A 21,933-nucleotide genomic window follows, 5' to 3' on the forward strand; every position below is an offset into this window, starting at 1 on the left:
CTCACCGTGCCCGGGCTCAGTAGCTGGAGTAGCCGTCCTCCGACAGGGTGTGCTTCTCGTCGCCGGTGATGGCGGGGTTGAACACCGAGATCAGGTGCATGTCCTCGGTGCCGCCGCGCAGGTCGTGCGGCTCGTGGTCCGGCAGGACGTAGATGACACCCGGCGTGATCTCGTGGACGGTGCCGTCCGGCTCCACCACGGAGCCGTTGCCCGCGATGCAGTAACAGGCCTCCTGGTGGTTGCGGTACTGGAGCTTCGAGGACGATCCGGCGCGCACGATCGTGTGGGCGACGGCGAAACCCATCTCGTCCTTCGCGGTGATGAGGCGTTCGGAGGTGCCTCCGCCCCACTCGACCTTCTCGACGTCGTTCCGGCTGCGGGTGTACATGGGTGGATCGCTCCCTCGGTCGGCTCCGGGGCGGAGGAACACGCCCGCCCGTCCTCGCCACAGTAGGCACGGGCGCGTGGGGCGACTCAACCCCTCCCGGGCGCCCGTTTCATCAACGAAAGCCTTCGACACGCCCCGTCCGGCCCCTCCCGGGCGCCCTGTGATGCGGCCTACACGTGTGGGATACTGACGGCACGCCGCATGCCCCGCGCGGGAGAGCGTCGGCGCGCGTCCTGCCCCGGCCGGCCGCGTGAGCAGGCCGCCGAAGGAGCAAACCCTCCCCGGGAATCTCTCAGGCATCCGTACCGCGTGGGGTCAGGCGCTCTGGAAAGCGTCTCACTCCGCCGCGCCCGCGTCCGGACCGAGACCACCGACGGTGCAAGCCGCCCACCCGGGCGTCGGAAACTCTCAGGTCCATGACAGAGCGGGGAGGAGCAGACCCACGCCGTGACCACGGCAGGATCCCCCGGAGGTACCCCGTGACCAGCCCCCAGACCACCGAGAGCACGACCGCGCTGCCCCACGAGCGCGTCGAGCCCAAGGACACCGCCTCGGCCCCCTTCGTGGCCCGCCACATCGGCCCGCGCCCCGCGGACGTCGAGCACATGCTGCAGACCCTGGGCTACGACTCGCTCGAGGCCCTCGTGGACACCGCCGTCCCCGCCGGCATCCGCCAGCCGAAGCCCCTCGTGCTGCCCGCCCCGCTGACCGAGTCCGCGGTCCTGGAGCAGCTGCGCGAGATCGCCGGCCGCAACGTCATGAAGACCCAGATGATCGGGCAGGGCTTCTCGGACACCGTCACCCCGGGTGTCATCCTCCGCAAGGTGCTGGAGAACCCGGCCTGGTACACGGCCTACACGCCGTACCAGCCGGAGATCTCCCAGGGCCGCCTCGAGGCCCTCCTGAACTACCAGACGATGGTCCAGGACCTCACCGGCCTGGACATCGCCAACGCCTCCCTGCTGGACGAGGCCTCCGCCGCCGCCGAGGCCGTGCTCCTCATGCACCGCGCCAACCGCCGCAGGACCGACGGCGTCACCCTCCTCGACGCGGATCTCTTCCCGCAGAATCTCTCCGTGGTGCGCCTGCGCGCCGAGGCCGTGGGCATCGACGTGCGCGTGGCCGACCTCTCCGCAGGCATCCCGGAGGACGTCCGCGCCGAGGTCGAGGAGAAGGGCCTGTGCGGCGTCGTGCTGCAGCAGCCCGGCGACTCCGGCCGCATCCACGACCACGCCGCCGTCATCGCGCAGGCCAAGGAGGCCGGCGCCCTCGTGACCGTCGCGGCGGACATCCTCTCCCTCGCCCTGATCACCCCGCCCGGGGAGCAGGGCGCGGACATCGCCGTCGGCTCCACGCAGCGCTTCGGCGTGCCCCTGTTCTTCGGCGGCCCCCACGCCGCCTACATGGCCGTGAAGGAGGGCCTGCAGCGCAGCATGCCGGGCCGCCTCGTGGGCGTCTCCCACGACGACGCCGGCAAGCCCGCCTACCGCCTCGCCCTCCAGACGCGCGAACAGCACATCCGGCGCGAGAAGGCCACCTCCAACATCTGCACCGCCCAGGCGCTGCTCGCGATCGTCGCCTCGATGTACGCCGTCTACCACGGCCCCCAGGGCATCGCCCGCATCGCGCGCCACGCCCACGCCCAGGCCGTCCGCCTGGCGGAGGCGCTGCGGGCCGGCGGCGTCGAGGTCGCCGAGGAGCACTTCTTCGACACGATCACCGTCCGCGTGCCCGGCCGGGCTGAGCAGGTCCTGAAGGCCGCCGAGGAGAACGGCGTGAACCTGCGCCTGGTGGACGCGGACACCCTGCGGATCGCGGCCGATGAGACCACCGTCGACGCCGACCTCGTGGCCGTCCTGACGGCGTTCGGCCTGGACGCGGGCTCCCTGCCGGCCTCCGCGCACGAGGGCGCCGTGGCCACCCCGGCCGTGCCGGAGGCGCTACGCCGCTCCTCCGCGTTCATGACGCACCCGGTGTTCAACACCCACCACTCGGAGACGAAGATGCTGCGCTACCTGCGCCGCCTCTCCGGCTACGACCTGGCGCTGGACCGGACCATGATCCCGCTGGGCTCGTGCACCATGAAGCTCAACGCCACCGCGGAGATGGAGGCCATCTCCTGGCCCGAGTTCTGCTCCATCCACCCGTTCGCGCCCGACCACCAGACCGAGGGCTGGCGGTTCCTGATCGAGGACCTCGAGGCCAAGCTCGCCGAGATCACCGGCTACGCGGGCGTCTCGGTGGCCCCGAACGCCGGCTCGCAGGGCGAGTTCGCGGGCCTGTGGGCCATCCGCCAGTACCACCTGGCCCGCGGTGAGGGTGAGCGGGACATCTGCCTGATCCCGGCCTCCGCCCACGGCACCAACGCGGCCTCGGCCGTGCTGGCGGGGCTGAAGGTCGTCGTCGTCGCCACCGCCGACGACGGCACGATCGACGCCGCCGACCTGGACGCCAAGATCGCGGCGAACGAGGGCCGCATCGCGGCCATCATGATCACCTACCCCTCCACGCACGGCGTCTACGACGCCGACGTCAAGGAGGTCTGCGCCACGGTGCACGCCGCGGGCGGCCAGGTGTACATCGACGGCGCCAACCTCAACGCGCTCGTGGGCCTGGCCCAGCCGGGCGAGTTCGGCGGAGACGTCTCCCACCTGAACCTGCACAAGACGTTCTGCATCCCGCACGGCGGCGGGGGCCCGGGCGTGGGCCCCGTGGCGGTGGGCGAGCACCTGGTGCCGTACCTGCCCTCCCGCGAGGCCCTGATGACCGCGGCCCCGCACGGCTCGGCCGGCGTGCTGCCCATCTCCTGGGCCTACATCCACCTGATGGGCGCCGAGGGTCTGCGCTCCGCCACCGCGCACGCGCTGCTGGGCGCCAACTACATCTCCCACCGCCTCGCGCCCCTCTACCCGACGCTGTACACGGGCAACGACGGCCTCGTGGCGCACGAGTGCATCCTCGACCTGCGCGAGCTCACGGCCCGCACGGGCGTGACCGCCGAGGACGTCTGCAAGCGCCTCATCGACTACGGGTTCCACGCCCCGACCCTGGCGTTCCCCGTGGCCGGCACGCTCATGGTGGAGCCCACCGAGTCCGAGGACCTCGAGGAGATCGAGCGGTTCATCGAGGCCATGGAGGCCATCCACGCCGAGATCACCGCCGTCACCCCGGAGACCGTGGCGGACTCCGTCCTGCGTCGCGCCCCGCACACCCTCAACGTCCTGATGGCCGACGAGTGGGATCGCCCCTACTCGCGCGCCCAGGCGGGCACGCCGGTGCCGAGCCTGCGTCTGGACAAGTACCTGCCGCCGGTGGGCCGCATCGACGGCGCCTACGGCGATCGCAACCTCGTGTGCTCGTGCCCGCCGCCCGAGGCGTTCGAGGGCGCCGTGGCCGACACCGCCGACGAGGACTGAGAGGATCACCCCCATGAGCGATTCGACGCGCAACTCCCCGCTGCACCCGGTCCACGAGGCCGCGGGCGCCACGTTCACGGACTTCGGCGGCTGGAACATGCCCCTGAAGTACGGCTCCGAGCTGGCCGAGCACAAGGCCGTCCGCACCTCCGCAGGCCTGTTCGACCTCTCCCACATGGGCGAGATCCGGGTCACCGGCCCGGAGGCCGGGGCCATGCTGGACCACGCCCTCTCGAGCGTGCTCTCCACGTTGAAGCCCGGCCGCGCCAAGTACGCCCTGTGCCTGACGGACGCCGGCACCATCCTCGACGACACGATCGTCTACCGGATGGACGACGGCGAGGCCGGCTCCGAGCCCGACTACCTGGTGGTGCCCAACGCCGGCAACATCGCCGCGGTCCACACCGCCCTGAACCAGCGGGCGTCGGGCTGGGACGCCGTCGTCGAGGACGAGTCCTCGACCACCGCCCTCGTGGCCGTGCAGGGCCCGCAGGCCGAGAGGATCCTCGCCCGGGCCATGCCGGAGGCCGCGGCGCAGCTGGCCGAGCTGAAGTACTACGGCCACCTGACCCTGACCGTGCCCACGGACGCCGGTGACGTCATCGCCGTCGTCGCCCGCACCGGCTACACCGGTGAGGACGGCTTCGAGCTGTTCCTGCCCGCCGCCTCCACCGCCGAGGCCGGCGACCGCGGCTCCGCCGTGTGGAACACGATGCTCTCGGCCGCGGACGAGGCGGGCGTGGAGCTGACGCTGTGCGGGCTCGCCTCGCGGGACTCGCTGCGCCTCGAGGCGGGCATGCCGCTCTACGGCAACGAGCTGGACACCGGGCACCAGCCGCACGCCTCTGGCGTCGGCTTCGCGGTGCCCGCGAGCAAGGAGGCCGACTTCGTCGGACGATCCGCGCTGGTCGGCAGGGACGACGTCGAGGAGGTCCTCGTGGGGCTGCAGGGCGCGGGTCGGCGTGCCGCCCGGCACGGTTACGCCGTGCTGGACGAGTCCGGCGAGCGGGTGGGCGAGGTGACCTCGGGCGCCCCCAGCCCGACCCTCGGACACCCCATCGCCCTGGCCCGTGTCCGCCGCGACGTGGCCGCCGAGGGCACGTCCCTGCAGGTGGACCTGCGCGGCCGCGGCGAGCCGTTCACCGTGGTGGCCACGCCGTTCTACCGCCGGGAGCGCTGAGCCCGACGCAGCCGTCCCTCGGCCCGCCGCTCGGCGGTCCCGGGGCCCTTCGCTAGACTCGGGCTCCGGGCCGTCGTCGCGGCCCCCCGTCCCGCCGTCCACCTGCAGGAAGTCCGCATGACTCACGTCGCCGCCCGTGCCCGGGTCCCCCTGAAGGGGCTGCTGGTCTTCCTCGCCGTCGCCGCCGTCCTGCTCCTGCTGGGCATCGTCACCGTCCTCCGCGGCGTGGCCGCCGACGCCGCCCGCGTGGACATCGTCACCGTGCTGGACGGCAACACCGTGGTGGTGAACCAAGGCGGCACCGAGCGGACCGTGGTCCTCGCCGGCGTCACGAGCGCGGGCCGCAACCCGGAGGGCCTCAAGGTCGGCCCCAACCTCTGCATGGGGGAGGAGTCCTACTCCTGGCTGCGTGATCGGCTCCCGCAGGGGGCGACCGCGAGCATGACCACCTCGGACGAGGGCGCGCCCGAGGGGATGGAGAGCGCGGTCATCTCGATCGGCGGCGGCACCGTCAACGTGGCCATGGCGGAGGCCGGCATGGCCGCCCCCACGGAGGTCGCCGTCGGCAAGCGCCTGGCGGAGGAGATCGCCCAGGCCAATCAGGAGGCCGTGGGTCGCGGCGTGGGGCTCTACGACATCGAGGAGCCCTGCACGTACCAGAACCGGCTCTACGAGGCCCAGTTCGCCCTGGAGCAGATCCCGGAGGACGCGGAGGCGTCCCTGACGAAGATCGACGAGCGAGCGGTGGAGTACGCGGCCGGCCTGGACCAGGTGCGCCTGGTGCAGCAGGAGATCCGGGCCCTCGACCCGGAGAACGGCACGTTCGCCGACCTCGCCTACGGGCCGGCCAAGGAGTCGCTCCTGGCCGAGGCGGACCCGGTGGTGGAGCACGGGATGCAAGTCCTGAAGGACCTCAACACGCGGCGCAACGAGATCGCGGCCCGCGGCTGACCCCGCCGCGCTCAGTCCAGGGCGAGGGTGACGAGCCCGAGCTGGGCCGCCCGGATGATCAGCTGGACGCGGTCGCGGACCTCCAGCTTGGCCATGATCCGCGTGAGGTTGGCCTTGACCGTGGACTCGGAGACGAAGAGGTTCGCGGCGATCTCCGGGTTCGACTGACCCCTGGCCAGCAGCCGCAGCACGCCCAGCTCCCGCTCGGTGAGGTCGGAGCCGTCGGGGCTGCCGGGCTGCACCGAGGTGGGGCCCACCGTCGGCCGGTCCCGCTCGATCGAGGCGAGCAGCTTGGTCGCCACGGCGGGGGAGAGCACGGACTCGCCGCGATGGACGGCCTGAATGGCGCCCAGGATGGCCGGCGGCTCCGCGTCCTTGAGGAGGTAGCCGCCCGCTCCGGCGCGCAGGGCCGGCACGAGGTAGTCCTCGGACGTGAACGTGGTGATCGCCAGGACCCGGATCGCGGGGTGGGTGTCCTTGATCCGGCGTGTGGCCTCCACCCCGTCCATCAGGGGCATCTGCATGTCCATCAGGACCACGTCCGGCTCGATGGCGGCGCACGCCTCCACGGCTTCGACGCCGTTGGCGACCACACCCACGCAGGTCATGCCGGGGGCAGAGTCGACGAGCACGCGGAGCGCGCCGCTCATGAGCGGCTGGTCGTCGGCGATCAGGATGCGCAGCTCTTCGGACACGCACGTCAGCGTAACCGGTGCTGTGGCGCATGCCACCTTGTCGGCGTCGGGGCGAGGCCGGGGTGCCCGCCGGCCGTCATCTGCGCCATGCCGCGGCGCGGCCTGTGCGCGGCGTGCACCATTTGTGACGGGCGTCATACATACTGGGGCCATGAAGACTCGCGCTCTCCTCGCTTCCGCTCTCCTGCTCGCCTCCACCCTCGTCGGCGCTCCGGCCGCCGCCGCCTCGGCGGCCTCGGCCGAGGACGACGTCGTCACGACCCTGGGCCTCGGCAAAGGCACTGCGGAGTGGACGTGCCGCCACTTCGGCATCTGGTGCGACTGACCCCGGGGCGGTCCGCCCCCGATGCCTGATTCGAGCCCATCGACCCCCTCCGTCCGGAGCGGCGCGCCCTCCCGGGCGCGCCGCTCTTCGGCGTGGCGTCAGGCGCGCAGCCTGCGGTGGCGCGCGTTCTGGGCCGCGGCGCCGCTGAGCCGCGTCTATCTCGCCTTCGGGTCGGCGTTCCTGCTCGCCTCGACCGCGTCCGACATCGGTCTGTTCGGCCCGGGCCACGGCGCCATCCCGGTCCTGGACGGGATCGCCATCGCGTCGGCGACCAGCGCCTTCCTCGCCCAGTGGTGGCGCAGCACGGTGGGCTTCGCCCTGCTCCTGCCCGGGGCCGTCGCGACCGTCGTCGGCGGTTCCGAGGTGCTCTTCGCCGTCGTCGCGCCCGTGGTCCTCGGGGCCGTCGCGGCGACCGCCCGTTCCTGGGGGTTCGTCGTCACGGCCGCCGTCCTGGCACTGACCTGGGGCGTCGCCCAGCCGTTCGCGGTGGGTCAGTCGAACGCGACGTGGTTCATCCTGCTGCTCATGTCCATGGGCCTCGGCGGCGGGCTCTTCATCCGCGAGAGCTTGGCCCGGCGGGAGCGGGATCGCCGCCGGGTGTTCGAGGCGGAGGAGCGGGCCCGGCTGGCCGCCGAGGCCGAGCGTCGCTCCCTGGCCCGCGACCTGCACGACGTGGTCGCGCACAACCTCACGATCATCTCGATGCAGGCTCGGACGGCACGCTACCTCGGCGCCCCGGAGGCGGCTCAGGGCGTGCTGGACGTGGTGGGGGACTCCGCGAAGGACGCGCTGCGGGACCTGCGGCGCATGCTCTCCATCCTCCAGGAGGACGGGATCGTGGACCCGAGCGGTGAGCCGGGCGCCGCGGGGGGCGCGGACGGGGCGACGTCCGCGGATCCGGTGCTGCCCGTGGCCCAACTGGCCGAGGAGCTGCGCAGTCTCGGAATGACGGTGGAGACGGACGTCCGCTGCGACCAGAACGCGATGCCGATCTCCGTGCGCTCCACCCTGCACCGGGTGCTCCAGGAGGCCACCACGAACGTCGCCAAGCACGCCGGCGAGGGCGCGCGCGTGTGCATCGAACTCCGCGACGCGGGGCCGGACGTGGTGCTCGAGGTGGAGAACACCGTCACCGAGCGGTCCGGCCCGCCGCAGTGGAACTCCTCCGGTGTGGGCCTGAACTCCATGCGGGATCGCGTGGCCACCTTCGGCGGCACGATCGAGGCCGGGCCGGGGGGCTGGGGGTGGCGGGTGCGCGCGGTGCTCCCCAGGTCCGTCTGACGAGGCCGACGCCGTCGCAGCGGCGGACCAGACCCATGTGACCTGCATCACATCAGGGCCCGAAAGTCTGCACCTTCCGCCACTGTCGGGGGCGCCGTCGTCCCTCCTAGAGTGGGTCATGCCCCATTGAGACGGTGCACAGTGCGAATCACGAGCCGGGATACATGCCTGAGGGGATGCGGGCCCCGGACGCGGTTCCGAGAAGGACGATGGCCATCCGGCCATCGTCCTTTCTCGTTGTCGGGCGTGCTCAGGCCGGCTCGGCGGGCGACGGCTCCGGGGTGACCGTGCGGACGAGGGGACGGGCCGCCGTCCGGCCCAGGGCCATGAGCACGGCGGCCGGGAAGCCGATCACCGGGATGAGCATCGGCAGGATGCCCGCCGCGCCCTGCGTGAGCACCACCAGGCCGTAGAGCATGCCGATCAGCGCGTACGCCAGCACGTGGACCCACTGGTTGAGCACGTGCCGGAACGCCCAGTTCACGAGCAGGCACAGCGGCAGCCCCACCACCAGCCCGGCGACCCCGACCACCGTCAGCAGCGGTGTCAGGCTGCCGAAGGCCTGCAGGCCCGGGACCACGGCCAGGATCGCCACCACGGCGGCCATCACGAGGTTGGGCAGCAGCCAGGCCACGAGGAACCCGTTCAGTCCCATGCGCAGCTGCGGGCGGGGGCCGGAACGGGCCGCGCGGCGACGGGCACGGGCGGCGGACGCGACCGGGGCGGGGGTGGTCATGGCGGGAACTCTCCGGGAGGGGGATCGACGACGTCGGGCGGGTCCCCACTGTAGTGGGCCGGGCTGGACGGGCCCCGGGAGAGTTCCCGGTCAGGCGCGCCGGTCGCCGTCCACGTGGAAGGCCAGGTCCTCGACGCCGGGGAAGGACTCGATCTCCTGGAACGCGTCCCAGGCGTCGCTGTCCGCCTCGGCGTCCGCGGGCAGGGTCACCGTCAGGGCGCCGATCTCCCCGTCGATCACCTGCAGGCGCAGCTCGAGCTCGTGTCCTCCGGCGGATCCGGAGGCGAAGCGGCCGCGGACGGGCCAGACGCAGTCGTTCGGCACCGCGCGCCGGACGTCGTCGTCGGTCTGGACGACGAGCGGCACCCAGTCCGGGACCTCGCCGGCTTCACGGATGGCCTCGGCCACCGATGCGACGGTGCGCGCGTGCGGCAGCTGGGAGCGCAGCGCCTCAGCCCCGGGCAGGTCCCGGCCCTCGGCCAGCGCCGGGTCGAGCAGGGTCTCGAGCAGCACGCGCACCTCGACCGGCAGCTCGGCGGTGGCCTCCGGCTCGACCTCGTCGACCGGGTCCTCGTCCAGGCCGGCGGGTCCGGTGACGGCGAGTTCGACGGCGTCGCGGCGGGTCCGGCGGGCGTCCTCGTTGGCCAGCAGCATCGCCAGGGAGGCCGCTGCGGCCAGCGCGACGCGCGGGGCGGGGACGCCGACCCGCTGGAGCCCGCGCACCAGGGCACCGTCGATCCGGTCGTTCAGGCCGGTGGCACGCAGCGTGACCGCCGCGACCGCGCCGCCGACGGCCAGCCCGCCGAGCCCGCGCAGGGCACGCGCGGCGGGGGAGGGGGCCACCTCGCCGTCGGCGATCGCGGCGGTGTGGAGGGCGTTGGCGGTCTCGGCCGCGAGGACCGTGCCGCTGACGGCGGCCTCGAGCTCTGCGAGGGCCCGACGCTCGCGCCCTCGGCGGGCGTGCGGATCCAGCAGGGTGAGCCCGCCGACCGCGGCCGCCGCCGCCAGCCCGTAGAGCCGGCCGCCCGGGGCGAGGGCGCGCTGGCGCAGCGCGGGGAAGACGGCCTCGACGCCGTCGACGGGAACGGACGACGCCGAGTGGTGGACCTCGCCGGGGGCGGAAGGGGCGGGGGAGGGGAGCTTCATGCCCCCAGTGTGGCGCACCGCCCGGCTCAGGACGAGTCAGCGGCCCACGTGCGCGCTCAAGCGGAGCGCAGGCCGCCCTGCCACAGGGCGGCGAACGGCGTGCGGCCCTCCACCGCCTGCGCGATGCCGGCTCGCACGAACTCCTTGGCGCGGCGCGCGGCCTCGAGCGTGGTGGCACCCTTGGCCAACTCGGCGGTGACGGCGGCGGCGAGCGAGCAGCCCGCACCAGAGACGCCGGACTGGCCGATCTTCGGGGCGGAGAGCACCTCCACGGTGTCCCCGTCCACGAACACGTCCACGGCGTCCGGGCCGGGCAGGTGCATCCCGCCCTTGGCCAGGACGGCCGCGCCGGAGATCTCGTGGATGCGCCGAGCGGCCGCCGTCAGGTCCTCGACCGAGCGCACGGTCATGCCGGAGAGCTGCTCCGTCTCGAAGTGGTTCGGGGTGGTGAAGGTGGCCAGCGGCAGCAGCTCGGCCTTGAGCGCCTGGTCCGTGTCCAGGGCGTGGCCCGGCTCCTGGCCCTTGCAGATGAGCACGGGGTCCAGGACCACGTGGTCCCACTCGGCGCGGCGCAGGGCCGCGGCCGAGGTGCGGATGACCTCCGGGGAGCCCTGCATGCCCAGCTTCACGGTGCGCAGCCGCTCCGGGTAGTCGCCCTGGATGGCGTCGAGCTGCTGCTGGAGGATCTCGGTGGGCACGGGGAAGAAGCGGTGGTTCCAGTCGTCCTCCGGGTCGAAGGAGACGATGCAGGTCAGCGCCACGATGCCGAAGACGCCGAGTTCCTGGAACGTCTTGAGGTCGGCCTGGGCGCCGGCGCCGCCGGTGGCCTCGGACCCGGCGATGGTCAGGGCGAGCGCGGGGGCGGAGGCGGAGTGCTGGGGGGAGTGAGCGGTCTGGGGCATGCGCCCATGGTAGGACCGACCCCGGACGGGAAGCGCCCGACGGCCGGCGGTGTTCACCGGGGAACGAGGGTCCTCGGACCCGGAGCGTCCGCCCGGGCGCCCCGAGCGACCCGCGAAGGACGGGGACGGACGTGCTCGAGTTCCTCACCGGCACGGGCCTGGCCACCTCGGCCGGGCTCAACGCCTACATCCCCCTGCTCGCCCTGGGTCTGCTGGACCGGTTCACGGGGCTCGTCGACCTGCCCGCGGGGTGGACGTGGCTCGCCGCCGACGCCTCCCTCTGGATCCTCGGCGCCCTGCTCGCGCTCGAGCTCGTCGCGGACAAGATCCCCGGGGTGGACGCGGTCAACGACGTCGTCCAGACGGTCGTGGGAGCCGACACGGTCACGGTGGGGGCCGCCGCGCCCGTGCTCTCGGCGGCCGAGGACGTCTCGGCGGCCGGCCTCGTCGCGGCCGCGCTGTTCCTGCCGGTGCTGGTCGCCGTGCTGGTGGTCGCCGTCGTCGTGGGCCTGTGGCTGCTGGCCCGGCGGTTCCGCGCGCGGCGGACGCGAGGCCGTGCCGCGGCCGTGCCGGGTGGACCAGAATGGACGGCATGATCCTCATCAACCTGAAGTTCACCGTCCAGCCCGAGCGTGCCGACGAGTGGATGGACGCCGTCGCGAAGTACACCGCGGACGTGCGCTCCGAGCCCGGCAACCTGTTCTTCGAGTGGTACCGCCCGGTGGAGGGCGGCCCGAACGAGTACTTCCTGCTCGAGGGGTTCACGGACGAGGGAGCGCAGGCCCACGTCGCGTCCCCGCACTTCCAGGAGGGCCTGGACGCGATGCGCCCGCTGCTGGCGAGCACGCCCCAGATCATCTCCGAGCAGGTCGGTGCGGAGGGCTTCGGCCCGATGGGCGAGCTGCAGATCGACTGAGCCCGCCCCCGGCCAGAGGAGGCGACGGCGCCCGCGTCACGAGCGTGACGCAGGGCGCCGTCCCTGTATCCGGGGTCACACCCTGGCTACGGTGAGCGCATGAGCGCCGAGCAGAACAGCACCCAGACCCCCGGCCACCGCGCCGCCCACGTCCCTGCCGGCCAGGATCTCGGTCACCGCTGGTCCACCCGCGAGGCCGATCACGACGATCCGGCGGACCGCCGCGCCGTCCGCCAGATCGCCGAACTCGCCTTCGCGTCCACGGCCGAGGCCGACCTCGTCGAGGAGCTCGCCGGCGGCGCGGAGGGCTGGCTGCCCCAGTACTCCCTCGTGGCCATGACCGCCGCGATCCCCGGCACGGACCTGCAGTCGGACCCGATGGGCTACGGCACCCTGGTCCGGGCCCACATCGACGACGCCCAGGTGCTCGCCCTCGCCCCGCACGGCGTCCTGCCCGAGCATCAGGGCGAGGGCGCCGGCACCGCGCTCGTCAACGCCCTGCTGCAGAAGGCGCAGGCCGACGGCGAGGAGGTCGTGGTGGTCTACGGCTGGCCCGAGTACTACGCGAAGTTCGGCTTCCACCGGGCCTCCGAGCACGGCGTGCACGCGGCCTTCGCCCGGCAGCCCGAGGCGCTGCAGGTCCTCACGCTCCAGGACGGGGCCGAGGTGCCGGCCGGCGAGTTCCGCTACCCGCCCGCGTTCGGGGCGGAGAACGCGCAGGTCGCCGGCCGCTGAGAGCCCGGTCTCAGTCCAGGAGTCGGCGCACGGCGGCGAGCGTCCGCTCGGCCTCGGCCGGCTCGGCCGTGAGCCGCGCGATGACCTCCGCGAGGTCCGCGCGCAGGCCGGCCTCGGCGTCGTCGGCCGGGGCGTGGAGCCACGCCCGCAGGGCGCGGTTGTGGACGGCCACCACGGCCGCCGCCAGCCCGACGGCGACCCCGCCGCGCACGGGCGTGTCCGGCAGGGCCGTGGCGAGCCAGCCGGAGAACAGCTCCGTGTAGCGGTGCGAGGTGAGCAGCTCGCGCGTGCGCAGCGACTGGGAGCCGCGCAGCAGGCGGGAGCGCGCCCGGGCCCGGTCCGGATCGGCGGTGTGATGCCGGAAGACCTGGAGGACCGCCTCCTCCAGGGCCTCCCGCACGCCGAGGGAGGTGCCGCGCAGGAAGTCGTCCAGGCGGGCGAGCAGCGCCGCGTGGTCGGCGAAGACCACCTCCTCCTTCCCGCCGAGGTGGCGGAAGAAGCTGGCCCGGCTCATGCCGGCCTGGCGGGCGAGCTGGTCGGCCGTGACGGCGTCGTAGCCCTCGCGGTCCAGCAGGTGGATCAGGGCGGTGAGGGTGTCCTCGGCGGGCGTCGTCATGCGGGCCATGGTGCCACGGGCGCGGAGAGGAGGTGAGACTGCGTCTGATTCTGTGAGATGGCGTGTCAGTCGGTGTAGGGTGATGACGGACACACCCATCTCTCCGACCCCGCCCGGGAGGCCACCATGACCGAGACCCTGCCCACCGTCGAGCCCGAGTACGACGTCGCCACGCCGCTGGACACCGACTTCTACCTCGCACTCACGGACGTGTCCGACGCCGAGAAGGACGTGTGGCGTCGGGCCCGCGCCTTCGCCCTCGAGCCGGACGTGCTGCCCCGGATCCGGGAGGCGTGGGACCGTCACGAGTACCCGCTCGACCTCGTGGCCCGCCTGGGCCAGGCCGACCTGCTGCGCGACGGCGTCCCCGTGGACGGGCTGCCCGACGTCTCCCGCGTTGCAGCGGGCCTGGCCATGATGGAGCTCTCGCGCCTGGACGGCTCGATCGCCACGATGACGGGCGTGCAGGGCGGTCTGGCCATGCGCTCGATCCAGCTGTGCGGCAGCGAGGAGCAGCGTGCCGAGCACCTGCCGGCCATGGCGCGCGGCGAGCTCTACGGCGCCTTCGCGCTCACGGAGCCGACCCACGGCTCCGACTCGGTCTCGCTGGAGACCCGCGCCGAGCGCGTCGACGGCGGCTGGCGGCTGCACGGGCACAAGAAGTGGATCGGCAACGGGGCCGCCGGCGGGGTGACCGTGGTGTGGGCGCGCAGCGCCGAGGACGAGAAGGTCCGCGGGTTCATCGTGCGCCAGGAGTCCGAGGGCTACACGGCCGAGGTCATCAAGGGCAAGGTCGCGCTGCGGGCCATCGACCAGGCCCACATCACCCTCGACGGCGTGTTCGTGCCCGACGCCGACGTCCTGCCCGAGGCCCGCTCCTTCAAGGACACCTCCCGCGTCCTCTTCGCCACGCGCGTGGGCGTCGCGTGGTCCGCCCTCGGGAAGGCCGTGGGCTGCTACGAGGCGGCGGTGCACTACGCGGGGCAGCGCGTCCAGTTCGGCCGGCCGCTGGCGGCGGCCCAGAGCGTGCAGACCCGCCTGGCCGAGATGCTCTCTCAGCTCACCCAGGTGCAGCTGCTCGTGCTGCGTGCGACCCGGCTCGAGGACGAGGGGCGGCTCACCGGGCCGATGGCGTCCATGGCCAAGTACTCGGCGACGCGCGCCGCGCGGTCCATCGCCGCGAACGCGCGCGACCTGCTCGGTGGCAACGGCATCCTCATCCAGAACGAGGTGGCCCGCCACTTCGCGGACATCGAGGCGATCCACACCTACGAGGGCACCGAGACCGTGCAGGGGCTGATCATCGGCCGCGAGATCACGGGGGTCGGCGCGTTCGTGTGAGATGACGCGAGCGGGGGCGGCGGCGTGAGCCAGAGATTTCTGCTGGTACGCACGCCCCCCTGCCGCCGATTCGTCTGGCTCGGCGGCCGATTCGTCTGGCTCACGCAGGCAGAGGGAGCCGCAGGTGGGCGGCGAGGTCGCGCAGCAGGGCGTTGAGGCCCCGCTGGGTGAAGACGCTGGCGGTCACGCGCAGCACGATCCACCCCTCGGCCTGCATCCGGCGGTCGCGCTCGATGTCACGGCGCCACTGCTGCGGGTCCGTCCGGTGATGATCGCCCTCGTACTGCACGCAGACGCGGGCCTCCCGCCACACCAGGTCCGGCCGGACGGCGGACCCGTCACTCAGCAGAAGCAGCGGATTCACCTCCGGCTCCGGCACACCCGCGTCGGTCAGCGCCAGTCGGAGGAGCGTCTCCGGTCTCGAATCCGCGCCGTCCCTGAGCAGCGGCAGGGCCGCTCGCAGGGTCCGCGTCCCTCGCCTCCCGCGCACCCGCAGCACCTCCGCCTCCAGATCACGCACGGTGCACCGCGGATGCTCGCCGGGACGACACCGGCCCGCCGGACCGTCAGCCCGTTGCAGCAGGCTGTCCCCGGCGGCGACGACGTCGGCCAATGGCAGACCCAGCTGCGCCAGCGCCGCCCAGGTGGCGGCCGGCGTCGTGATCCGCACCCCCGAGCGCACCAGCACGGGGTCCTGCGGGTGCAGCTCATGCCCGACGACGCCGCTGCGGCGCGGCGCCCCGCCCTCGGCCCGCGTGCGCGCCAGATGGATGGGGCCGCGCTCCCACTGCCGCGGCAGCCACATCCCCCAGAGGCGAGCGGCGGTGGCGTGGGTGGCCGCGGTGCCGGGGTTCGTCCGCTGGAGGGCGCGGACGACGTCGGCCAGTGAGGGCTGACCCCCGGCGGTGTGCCGCAGCCCGTGGTGCGGGGCGTCGAACCGGGGGCCGCGCAGCTGCGAGGCCGTCAGGCCGGCCTGCAGCCCCGCGGCGACCGGGAAGACGGGGCTGAGGGTGGCGTCGTCGTGCGGAGGAGGGGCGACCATGCCGCCACCTTCTCCTTCCATGGGCGGCCCCGGCGCCGCGACCGCGAGGGCCGTGGAGGGCGAGCCGGGTCGGCGGCCCTGTGCAGGAGCCGCTGAATCGTCTGGCTCACGTCCCCCACGCGTCCGAGCGGCGCTGAGCCAGACGAATCGGTCGAGACAGCCCCCTCAGAACAGCAGAAACGTCTGGCTCGCGCCCGTCGCAGCGTGCTGGCTCCCCCCCGCAGCGTGCCGGCGCACCCAGCGCCCCTCAGCCCTTCGGGGCGTAGTACCGGCCGAGGGTCTCGCCCTTGAGCTCCGCGAGCGTGCCATCCTGCATGGCCGCGCGGATCCGGTCCACGAGCGAGACCGTGAACCGCTCGTTGTGGATGGACAGGAGCGTGTGCGCCACCATCTCCTTCGCCTTGAACAGGTGCCGCAGGTACGCGCGGGAGTAGTGGGCGCACGTGTAGCAGTCGCACTCGGGGTCCAGCGGGCCGAAGTCTCGGCGGTACTTCGCCCCGGGCAGGTTGTAGCGCCCGTCGCGGGTGTAGAACGCGCCGGTGCGGGCCACACGGGTGGGGGAGACGCAGTCGAAGGTGTCGGCGCCGTTCTCGACGGCGGTGAACAGGTCATCGGGTTCGGAGATGCCCAGCAGGTGGCGCGGCTTGTCCTCGGGCAGCTCCTGCGCGCACCAGCCCACGATGGTCCCGAGGTTCTCCTTCTCCAGGGCCCCGCCGACGCCATAGCCGTCGAAGCCGGAGGTCACGCCGTCGAGCTCCCCCGCGGCCGGGAACTCGGCCCGCATCCCCGCGAGGTCGCGGCAGGCCTTGCGGCGCAGGTCCTCGTACTGGGCCCCCTGGATCACGCCGAACAGCGCCTGGTACGGCCGCGCCGCGCGGACCCCGGTGAGGCGGGCGTGCTCGTCGAGGCAGCGCTGGGCCCAGCGGCGGGTGCGCTCGAGCGCCTCCTCCTGGTAGCCGCGGGAGTTGTGCAGGGTGGTCAGCTCGTCGAAGGCGAACATGATGTCCGCGCCGAGGTTGTGCTGGATGCCCACGGACACCTCGGGGGTGAACCGGTGCCGGTCCCCGGTGAGGTGGGACTTGAACCAGACGCCGTCGTCGTCGACGTTGGCCAGGCGCTCCTTGCCGGGGGCGACGGCGTCGTCGGCGCCCTGCCCCTCGGGCGCGCCGGGGCCCTTCATGTCGATGACCTTCTTGAAGCCCGAGCCGAGGCTCATCACCTGGAAGCCGCCCGAGTCCGTGAAGGTCGGCCCGGGCCAGTTCATGAACGCGCCGAGGCCGCCGGCCTCGTCCAGGAGGTCGTCGCCGGGCTGCAGGTACAGGTGATACGCGTTGGCCAGCAGCGCCTGCGCGCCGAGGTCCTTCATCGACTCCGGCAGCACCGCCTTGACCGTGGCCTGCGTGGCCACCGGGATGAACGCCGGGGTCTGGATCCGCCCGTGCGGCGTGGTGATGACGCCCGTGCGGCCCAGCGGGGCGCCGTCGTGCCCGGGGGTCTCCAGGCGGTGGGTCACCTCGAAGCCGAAGTGGTCCGGGTGCGCGGGAACGGCGGGGGGCTGCGGGGTGTCGGGCATGGGATCCAGGGTAGTGGGGGCGTCCAAGCGGGGAGGCGGGGTGGAGCGGCGTGGTCCCGAACGGGATGTCCCTGTCGGGAGTCCTCAGAGGCGAGTACACTGGACATCACGGGACGCGCTTCGGCGTCTTCCGTCCAACCGGACCCCCGCCTTCGAGCGGGGGTTTCGTGTGTCTGCGTTCAAGGGGTCCAGACGTAAGAGTGCTGACGGATCTTGTTCAGCGATCGGCCGATGGCGTTCATTCGGCGAACGGCATCGCGGTGGCGCTCAGTGACATGGCGGCGGCGCTGCTCGAAGTACGTCAGGACGTCCACGGCCTGCAGCAGGCGGCTCTGGTTCGAAGGGCCGAAGTACATCGTGTCCAACAGGTGGTCGAGTGCTCCGTCGGAGAGGCCCTGGACCGAGGCGGCTCGCATGCGTCGGTAGGTCAGACGGCTGTCATCGCGGAGGTGGTGGTCATCGGCGATCACCAGGAGGCCGTCCGCACGCAGGGACGTCCTCCGGTGCACGCGGTTCAAGAGCTGAGCGGACACCACGATGTGCGGTTTGGCGTCTTCCCATCCAGGCCGCTGACGCAGCCTGTCGACGTCGACACCCTGGAAGCCGAACCACGGGGTGTGCGCGGCGATGAGTTCGACGGCGCGTTGGCTGGCCCATGCGCGGACGCCGACGGGGGCGGCAGTCCAGTCGTCCTTGCCGTTAAACACCGCAGGCCATGGAACTCGAGCTGCTCCGGCACCGCCTGCGGGTGGTCGGCTCGGAGCTGTGCATGGAGCTGGTCCAGGTCCCTTGCCTGCCTGTCCCTCAATCAGTCGCTTCAGACTCTTTCCCACTTGTCGCTGAGAGCCGACCCTGGTGGTCGCGGGACCAGCGGTCGCCAGCGGCGTCGGTGAAGGTGAAGGCGGTCACCCGGAACCGTTCGGCGTTGGTCAGCGGCCGGGGGACCACGTCCAGTTCATCCGCCTGGACGCCGTAGCCCCACTCGTTCTTGCTCAGTTCGAAGTAGGTGCGTCCTGGAGGCAGCATGGCGGCGGTGAGATCGGGAACGGGATACTTCGACGCCACCGTGGCCCGTGCCCCGTAGACCGGGACCTGGGAGGAGTTCTCCACGGCGAGGAACCAGCGCCGCGTGGGTGGGGCGCCGAACTCGTCATTGATCCGGGCGGCGACGCACATCCACGCGGCGACCTGGCGTGCCTGTTCCTGCTTTTCGCGCAGGTCCTGCCGCTCGTCGCGGCCCTTCTCGATCTGGCGCAACCGCCACGACTCCACGGCGGACCATGCCGCGGCCAGGAGCGCCAACACGGAGACCACGAGGGCGATGACGTTCGCAGCGTCCATCAGAACATCTCCTCCTGCGCAGTGGAGAAGTCCCGCTTGATCGTCTTGGGAACCTTCCGTTCGGCCGGGGTCGGTTCGGGGAGCTCGCTCGCCGGGATCAGGTCGCCGGCCAGGATCTCGTCCAGGAGCGCCGCCTGGTCCGTGCCCAGGGAGACCGTCTCGGTGAGCACACGCAGCAGGTCCAGGAGTTCGTCGTTCCACTCGTCTGCCCACTCGATGGGGCGGATACGGTCCAGCGGGGTGGCTGCCTTGCCGGCGGCGCGGCCGATGCCGGTGGCCGTCCTGGCGCCGAGCCACTTGTCCAGGATGTTCATGCCGGACACGGCGAAGGCCCTGACCTCCGGACTCACGCCGGTGACGACGCCGTCCCCCACCTTTAGCCGCTGGGTTGCAGGGTCGTAGGACACGGCCCGCGGGGAGGCAGGCAAGGCCGTCACGGGGGCTTCCCAACCCAGGCCAGGAATGCGGGGTACGCGGCCGGCGGGGCGATCTGCACCGGTGAACCGCTCCCCGTAGGTCTGCAGCCACAGCAGACGTTCACCCAGCTTCACGGCACGGGCGAACAGGGCCGGGTCGACCGTCAGCGGCACGCGGACGGGGCTGCCCTCCAGGGCTTCGTCGAACCGCTGGACGTAGGCGTCATGGCCGGCGATGCCCATGACGTAGGCGGCCAGGTCTTCCGGCGTGACCTCCCGGCCGTAGCGCTCCCCCAGCAATGGGAGCAGCTCGCCGGTGACGTTGGGCTGAGTGGCCTCAGCATCCCGGTAGAGCGGGATGACGTCCTTGCCGCCACGGTTGTTGTAATAGTGCAGATCCGGCACCGCCGTCGCCACGGTCACGGCGGGGCCACCGCTGATGCGGGCCGTCTTGGGGGAGACAAAGAACAGCTGGCGGTCCGAGAGCGCCTTCCACAAAGCGGGGCGTTCCAGGTTGATCAATCGAGGATCGTCGAAGGTCCACTGGCGGTCAAAGGAGCGCCAGGCCACGCGGACGATCGGCCGGTGCTCAGCGTCGGCGGGCAGCGCCGCCAGTGGCGTCAGGCCGCTCACGGCGGTGTGGATGGTGCGCCCAAAGTTGCCCGTCACATACTTCTCCGCGCGGGCGTCCGCGGACGGGTCGGCCAACAGCTCTCGCCACCGCCGTTGCAAAGTGTCCTGATCCGGGGCCACCGGCCAGGCACGGTTGTACTTGATCCCGGGCTGCTGCCAGGGGAAGAGGTCCGCCAGGGCGGGCATGGCCGCCCAGTCCTCCCCGCCGCTGGCCGGTGCCAAGGGGTCGCCCGCCCCACCGGGCAGGCGCTCCCACAGGGTGTCGCTGGGATCCAACCGGGCCACCGCGTCCAGGGCCGCGAACTTCTCCGCGCGCGTGCCCCGGAAGCGCCGGTAGTACACGGACGCTTCCCGGGCGGCCTTGCCGGTGCGCACCAAGGTCACGATCGCCACCGGGGTCTGGATGTCGAAGACGTTCTCCTCCTGGCGGGCCCCGCGGCCCTCGCCGCCCAGGTCCATCACCCAGATCTCACTGGCCGTCCGACGGGCCAGATCGCGCAGACCCACAAAGGCCGGGCCGGTCAACCACGAGGACGCCGTGATGAAGGAGATGATCGCCTGGTCCCCGGGGTCCTGCTGGAACGCCTTCCAGATGGCCCACCGCCAGAAATACACGTACAGGTTGTACAGCGAGGCCTGGGCGGAGAAGATCACTCCCTGCTCCTGGGCGGGGCCGATCACGTCGTCGAACAGCGCGTCCTCGCCGTCCCCGTGCTCCACCCAGCCGCCGGTGCCGGAGGTCACCCGGTCATAGGGCGGGTTGCCGATGGCCACGGTGATGCGCTGGTCCCGCTTGATCCGGCGGGCCGCCTCGGCGGCCTCGGCGAGGACCCGCGCGTCGCCGAATAACCCCGCCGCCATGCCCGCCGAGGGGTCCTCCAGGGTGTCCGTCAGGTACACGCCGATCTCCTCCGCCTGGAAGGCGTGACCCTGCGCCTCAGCGAGCCGCTGGCCGATGCGCAGGTGCGCCACCGAGTATGGGCCGGGCAGCAGCTCGAAGGCCAGCAGGTTCTTCGTGAGGTTCTTGGCCACCTGGGCCACCCCCGCCGGGCCGCGTTCCTCCCGGGCTGCTGCCTCCGCGCGGTCGATGACCGCCAGCGGGTAGGTGCCGGAGCCCGTCGCGGGGTCCAGCGTCACCACCGAGGGGGCACCGAAGCCCAGGGTCTGACCGAAACGTTCCCGCAGCAGCGCGTCCACCACGCGCACCTGGCACTGCACCACACTGATCGGCGTGTAGTAGACACCCGCCCGGTTACGGGCGGCCGGGTCGTAGCGCTGGAGGAAGTCCTCGTAGAACCACAGCCACGGCTCACCACGGGAGTCCGTGGAGCGCTCGATGGCGGCCACGTCCATGCTGGACACCAGCCGCATGATGGCCCCGACCTCCGGGGCGATGTACTCCATGAGCGCCGGGATGCCGATGATCGGTCCGAGGGACGCCGCCAGCACGTTGCGGTGGGCCGTCTCCAGGGCGTGCTTGGCCTCCTCGAGCGTCACCACGCCGTCGGCGTTCCGGTCCGCTTGGCCGGAGAGACCGGCGATGGCCATGGAGTAGGCCACCACCTGGGCGACGTCGCCGGCGAACTGGGCGTCCGTGGTCGTGTGGTGCACCGTGTGGTCCCAGGCCGCCTTCGCCTCCCGCACCGAGCGGTAGTTGTTGGACAGGCCTTCCTGGAGGCGCTCTCGAAGGAAGCGGGCCAGCGGGGCCAGGCGGTCCGCGAGCTGGCTCACTCGGGTGATCGGCCGGGGCTGGGCCAGGGTGAACTGTTCCAGGACGGTGCGCAGGCGGTCCGCGTCCCAGCCTGCGACGCCGTCGACGGGCAGGAACGCGGTGTCCACAAGGGAGCCGGAGACATAGAGGGCGATCTCGTCTCCGTTCGAGACGAGCAGCGCGTCCAGCTGGGAGAGCAGGTCCCACTGGCCCTTCTCCCGGCCGCGCCACTTCTCTCCGATGACCGTGTGGCCGGGTGCCTTGAGTTCCACCCATCCGCAGGGGCGACCGTCGATCAGGGCGGCGAAGTCCGGGCGCACGCCGTCGAGCTGGGCCTCTCGCAGCAGGCTGAGGTCCCCAATCCCGGTGACGGAGGAGAACGCGCGCAGGAACTCGGAGACCGGGACCGTCAGCTGCGCCTCCGGCTCGGCGGAGACCCCGCTCGTGGAGGCGAGCCGCACGTCACGGGCGTACGTCTCAGCGAGCTGGGCGAGGGGTGCGTCGATCATGTGTCCTGCCTTGCAGTGAAGAGGGTGGCGCGAGTCACTCTATCCAGACGGGGCGTGCTCGACTGGGCCGACACCGCGGA

The 21,933-nt window shown here is 72.5% G+C and carries 20 protein-coding genes and 1 riboswitch; of the genes, 9 read left to right on the forward strand and 11 right to left on the reverse strand.

Going from position 1 to position 21,933, the window contains the following annotated elements:
- Positions 1–16 precede the first annotated feature (16 nt).
- The gene (locus tag AC0VX2_RS01235) at positions 17–388 is read right to left on the reverse strand and encodes an ectoine synthase (protein WP_020624813.1); all 372 of its coding nucleotides are present in this window, start codon (positions 386–388) and stop codon (positions 17–19) included.
- A 201-nt stretch (positions 389–589) separates the two neighbouring features.
- Positions 590–706, forward strand: a riboswitch (glycine riboswitch).
- Between the two features lie 161 nt (positions 707–867).
- On the opposite strand from AC0VX2_RS01235, the gene gcvP reads away from it, so the two are divergent.
- The 3 genes from gcvP (at position 868) to AC0VX2_RS01250 (ending at position 5,935) form a co-directional block, all read left to right on the forward strand.
- Positions 868–3,804, forward strand: a complete 2,937-nt coding sequence (gene gcvP, locus AC0VX2_RS01240) for an aminomethyl-transferring glycine dehydrogenase (protein WP_101965619.1) — start codon at positions 868–870, stop codon at positions 3,802–3,804.
- 13 nt (positions 3,805–3,817) lie between these two features.
- Positions 3,818–4,984, forward strand: coding sequence for a glycine cleavage system aminomethyltransferase GcvT (gene gcvT, locus AC0VX2_RS01245; RefSeq protein WP_044659070.1), 1,167 nt, complete (start codon positions 3,818–3,820; stop codon positions 4,982–4,984).
- Positions 4,985–5,101: 117 nt separating this feature from the next.
- Entirely contained in the window at positions 5,102–5,935 is an 834-nt protein-coding gene (locus AC0VX2_RS01250; RefSeq protein WP_020624816.1) for a thermonuclease family protein, read from the forward strand.
- An 11-nt stretch (positions 5,936–5,946) separates the two neighbouring features.
- On the opposite strand, the gene AC0VX2_RS01255 is transcribed toward AC0VX2_RS01250, so the two are convergent.
- Complete coding sequence (locus AC0VX2_RS01255) at positions 5,947–6,630, reverse strand: response regulator (RefSeq protein ID WP_002856693.1); 684 nt, start codon at positions 6,628–6,630, stop codon at positions 5,947–5,949.
- Positions 6,631–6,781: 151 nt separating this feature from the next.
- On the opposite strand from AC0VX2_RS01255, the gene AC0VX2_RS01260 reads away from it, so the two are divergent.
- Positions 6,782–6,955, forward strand: coding sequence for a hypothetical protein (locus tag AC0VX2_RS01260; RefSeq protein ID WP_002856694.1), 174 nt, complete (start codon positions 6,782–6,784; stop codon positions 6,953–6,955).
- A 21-nt stretch (positions 6,956–6,976) separates the two neighbouring features.
- A complete protein-coding gene (locus AC0VX2_RS01265; RefSeq protein WP_095347327.1) occupies positions 6,977–8,236 on the forward strand; it encodes a sensor histidine kinase in 1,260 nt (419 codons plus the stop codon).
- 250 nt (positions 8,237–8,486) lie between these two features.
- On the opposite strand, the gene AC0VX2_RS01270 is transcribed toward AC0VX2_RS01265, so the two are convergent.
- The 3 genes from AC0VX2_RS01270 to AC0VX2_RS01280 form a co-directional block, all read right to left on the reverse strand.
- Positions 8,487–8,972, reverse strand: coding sequence for a hypothetical protein (locus AC0VX2_RS01270; RefSeq protein WP_020624818.1), 486 nt, complete (start codon positions 8,970–8,972; stop codon positions 8,487–8,489).
- Positions 8,973–9,062: 90 nt separating this feature from the next.
- Complete coding sequence (locus AC0VX2_RS01275) at positions 9,063–10,118, reverse strand: hypothetical protein (protein ID WP_020624819.1); 1,056 nt, start codon at positions 10,116–10,118, stop codon at positions 9,063–9,065.
- Positions 10,119–10,174: 56 nt separating this feature from the next.
- A complete protein-coding gene (locus tag AC0VX2_RS01280; RefSeq protein WP_020624820.1) occupies positions 10,175–11,020 on the reverse strand; it encodes a hydroxymethylpyrimidine/phosphomethylpyrimidine kinase in 846 nt (281 codons plus the stop codon).
- Positions 11,021–11,151: 131 nt separating this feature from the next.
- On the opposite strand from AC0VX2_RS01280, the gene AC0VX2_RS01285 reads away from it, so the two are divergent.
- The 3 genes from AC0VX2_RS01285 to AC0VX2_RS01295 all read left to right on the forward strand — a co-directional run bounded on the left by AC0VX2_RS01285 (position 11,152) and on the right by AC0VX2_RS01295 (position 12,671).
- Entirely contained in the window at positions 11,152–11,616 is a 465-nt protein-coding gene (locus AC0VX2_RS01285) for a DUF4126 domain-containing protein (protein ID WP_102708202.1), read from the forward strand.
- Positions 11,613–11,936 carry a putative quinol monooxygenase gene (locus AC0VX2_RS01290; protein ID WP_010079505.1) on the forward strand — a complete coding sequence of 108 codons (324 nt, stop codon included), beginning with the start codon at positions 11,613–11,615 and terminating at the stop codon, positions 11,934–11,936. The genes AC0VX2_RS01285 and AC0VX2_RS01290 overlap by 4 nt, the downstream gene beginning before the upstream one ends.
- Before the next feature lie 99 nt (positions 11,937–12,035).
- Positions 12,036–12,671 (forward strand): GNAT family N-acetyltransferase, encoded by a 636-nt coding sequence (locus AC0VX2_RS01295; RefSeq protein ID WP_102708201.1) that lies wholly within the window; start codon positions 12,036–12,038, stop codon positions 12,669–12,671.
- A gap of 10 nt (positions 12,672–12,681) precedes the next feature.
- On the opposite strand, the gene AC0VX2_RS01300 is transcribed toward AC0VX2_RS01295, so the two are convergent.
- Positions 12,682–13,287 carry a TetR/AcrR family transcriptional regulator gene (locus AC0VX2_RS01300; protein WP_095347338.1) on the reverse strand — a complete coding sequence of 202 codons (606 nt, stop codon included), beginning with the start codon at positions 13,285–13,287 and terminating at the stop codon, positions 12,682–12,684.
- A gap of 126 nt (positions 13,288–13,413) precedes the next feature.
- Between AC0VX2_RS01300 and AC0VX2_RS01305 the strand changes: the two genes are divergently transcribed.
- Positions 13,414–14,628 (forward strand): acyl-CoA dehydrogenase family protein, encoded by a 1,215-nt coding sequence (locus AC0VX2_RS01305; RefSeq protein ID WP_393444659.1) that lies wholly within the window; start codon positions 13,414–13,416, stop codon positions 14,626–14,628.
- A 100-nt stretch (positions 14,629–14,728) separates the two neighbouring features.
- Here AC0VX2_RS01305 and AC0VX2_RS01310 read toward each other — a convergent pair whose 3' ends face one another.
- The 5 genes from AC0VX2_RS01310 to AC0VX2_RS01330 form a co-directional block, all read right to left on the reverse strand.
- Positions 14,729–15,670, reverse strand: coding sequence for an endonuclease domain-containing protein (locus AC0VX2_RS01310; protein WP_161788131.1), 942 nt, complete (start codon positions 15,668–15,670; stop codon positions 14,729–14,731).
- 247 nt (positions 15,671–15,917) lie between these two features.
- Positions 15,918–17,243: a tRNA guanosine(34) transglycosylase Tgt gene (gene tgt / locus AC0VX2_RS01315; protein ID WP_161788132.1), complete on the reverse strand. Its 1,326-nt coding sequence runs from the start codon at positions 17,241–17,243 to the stop codon at positions 15,918–15,920.
- Positions 17,244–17,422: 179 nt separating this feature from the next.
- On the reverse strand, positions 17,423–17,950 hold the full coding sequence (locus AC0VX2_RS01320; RefSeq protein ID WP_012750724.1) for a DUF3800 domain-containing protein: 528 nt from the start codon (positions 17,948–17,950) through the stop codon (positions 17,423–17,425).
- Positions 17,951–18,047: 97 nt separating this feature from the next.
- A complete protein-coding gene (locus tag AC0VX2_RS01325; protein WP_036316098.1) occupies positions 18,048–18,584 on the reverse strand; it encodes a hypothetical protein in 537 nt (178 codons plus the stop codon).
- Positions 18,584–21,853: a type ISP restriction/modification enzyme gene (locus AC0VX2_RS01330; protein WP_396729192.1), complete on the reverse strand. Its 3,270-nt coding sequence runs from the start codon at positions 21,851–21,853 to the stop codon at positions 18,584–18,586. The genes AC0VX2_RS01325 and AC0VX2_RS01330 overlap by 1 nt, the downstream gene beginning before the upstream one ends.
- Between the last annotated feature and the right edge of the window lie 80 nt (positions 21,854–21,933).

This window comes from Micrococcus sp. iso_239 (assembly GCF_056173395.1).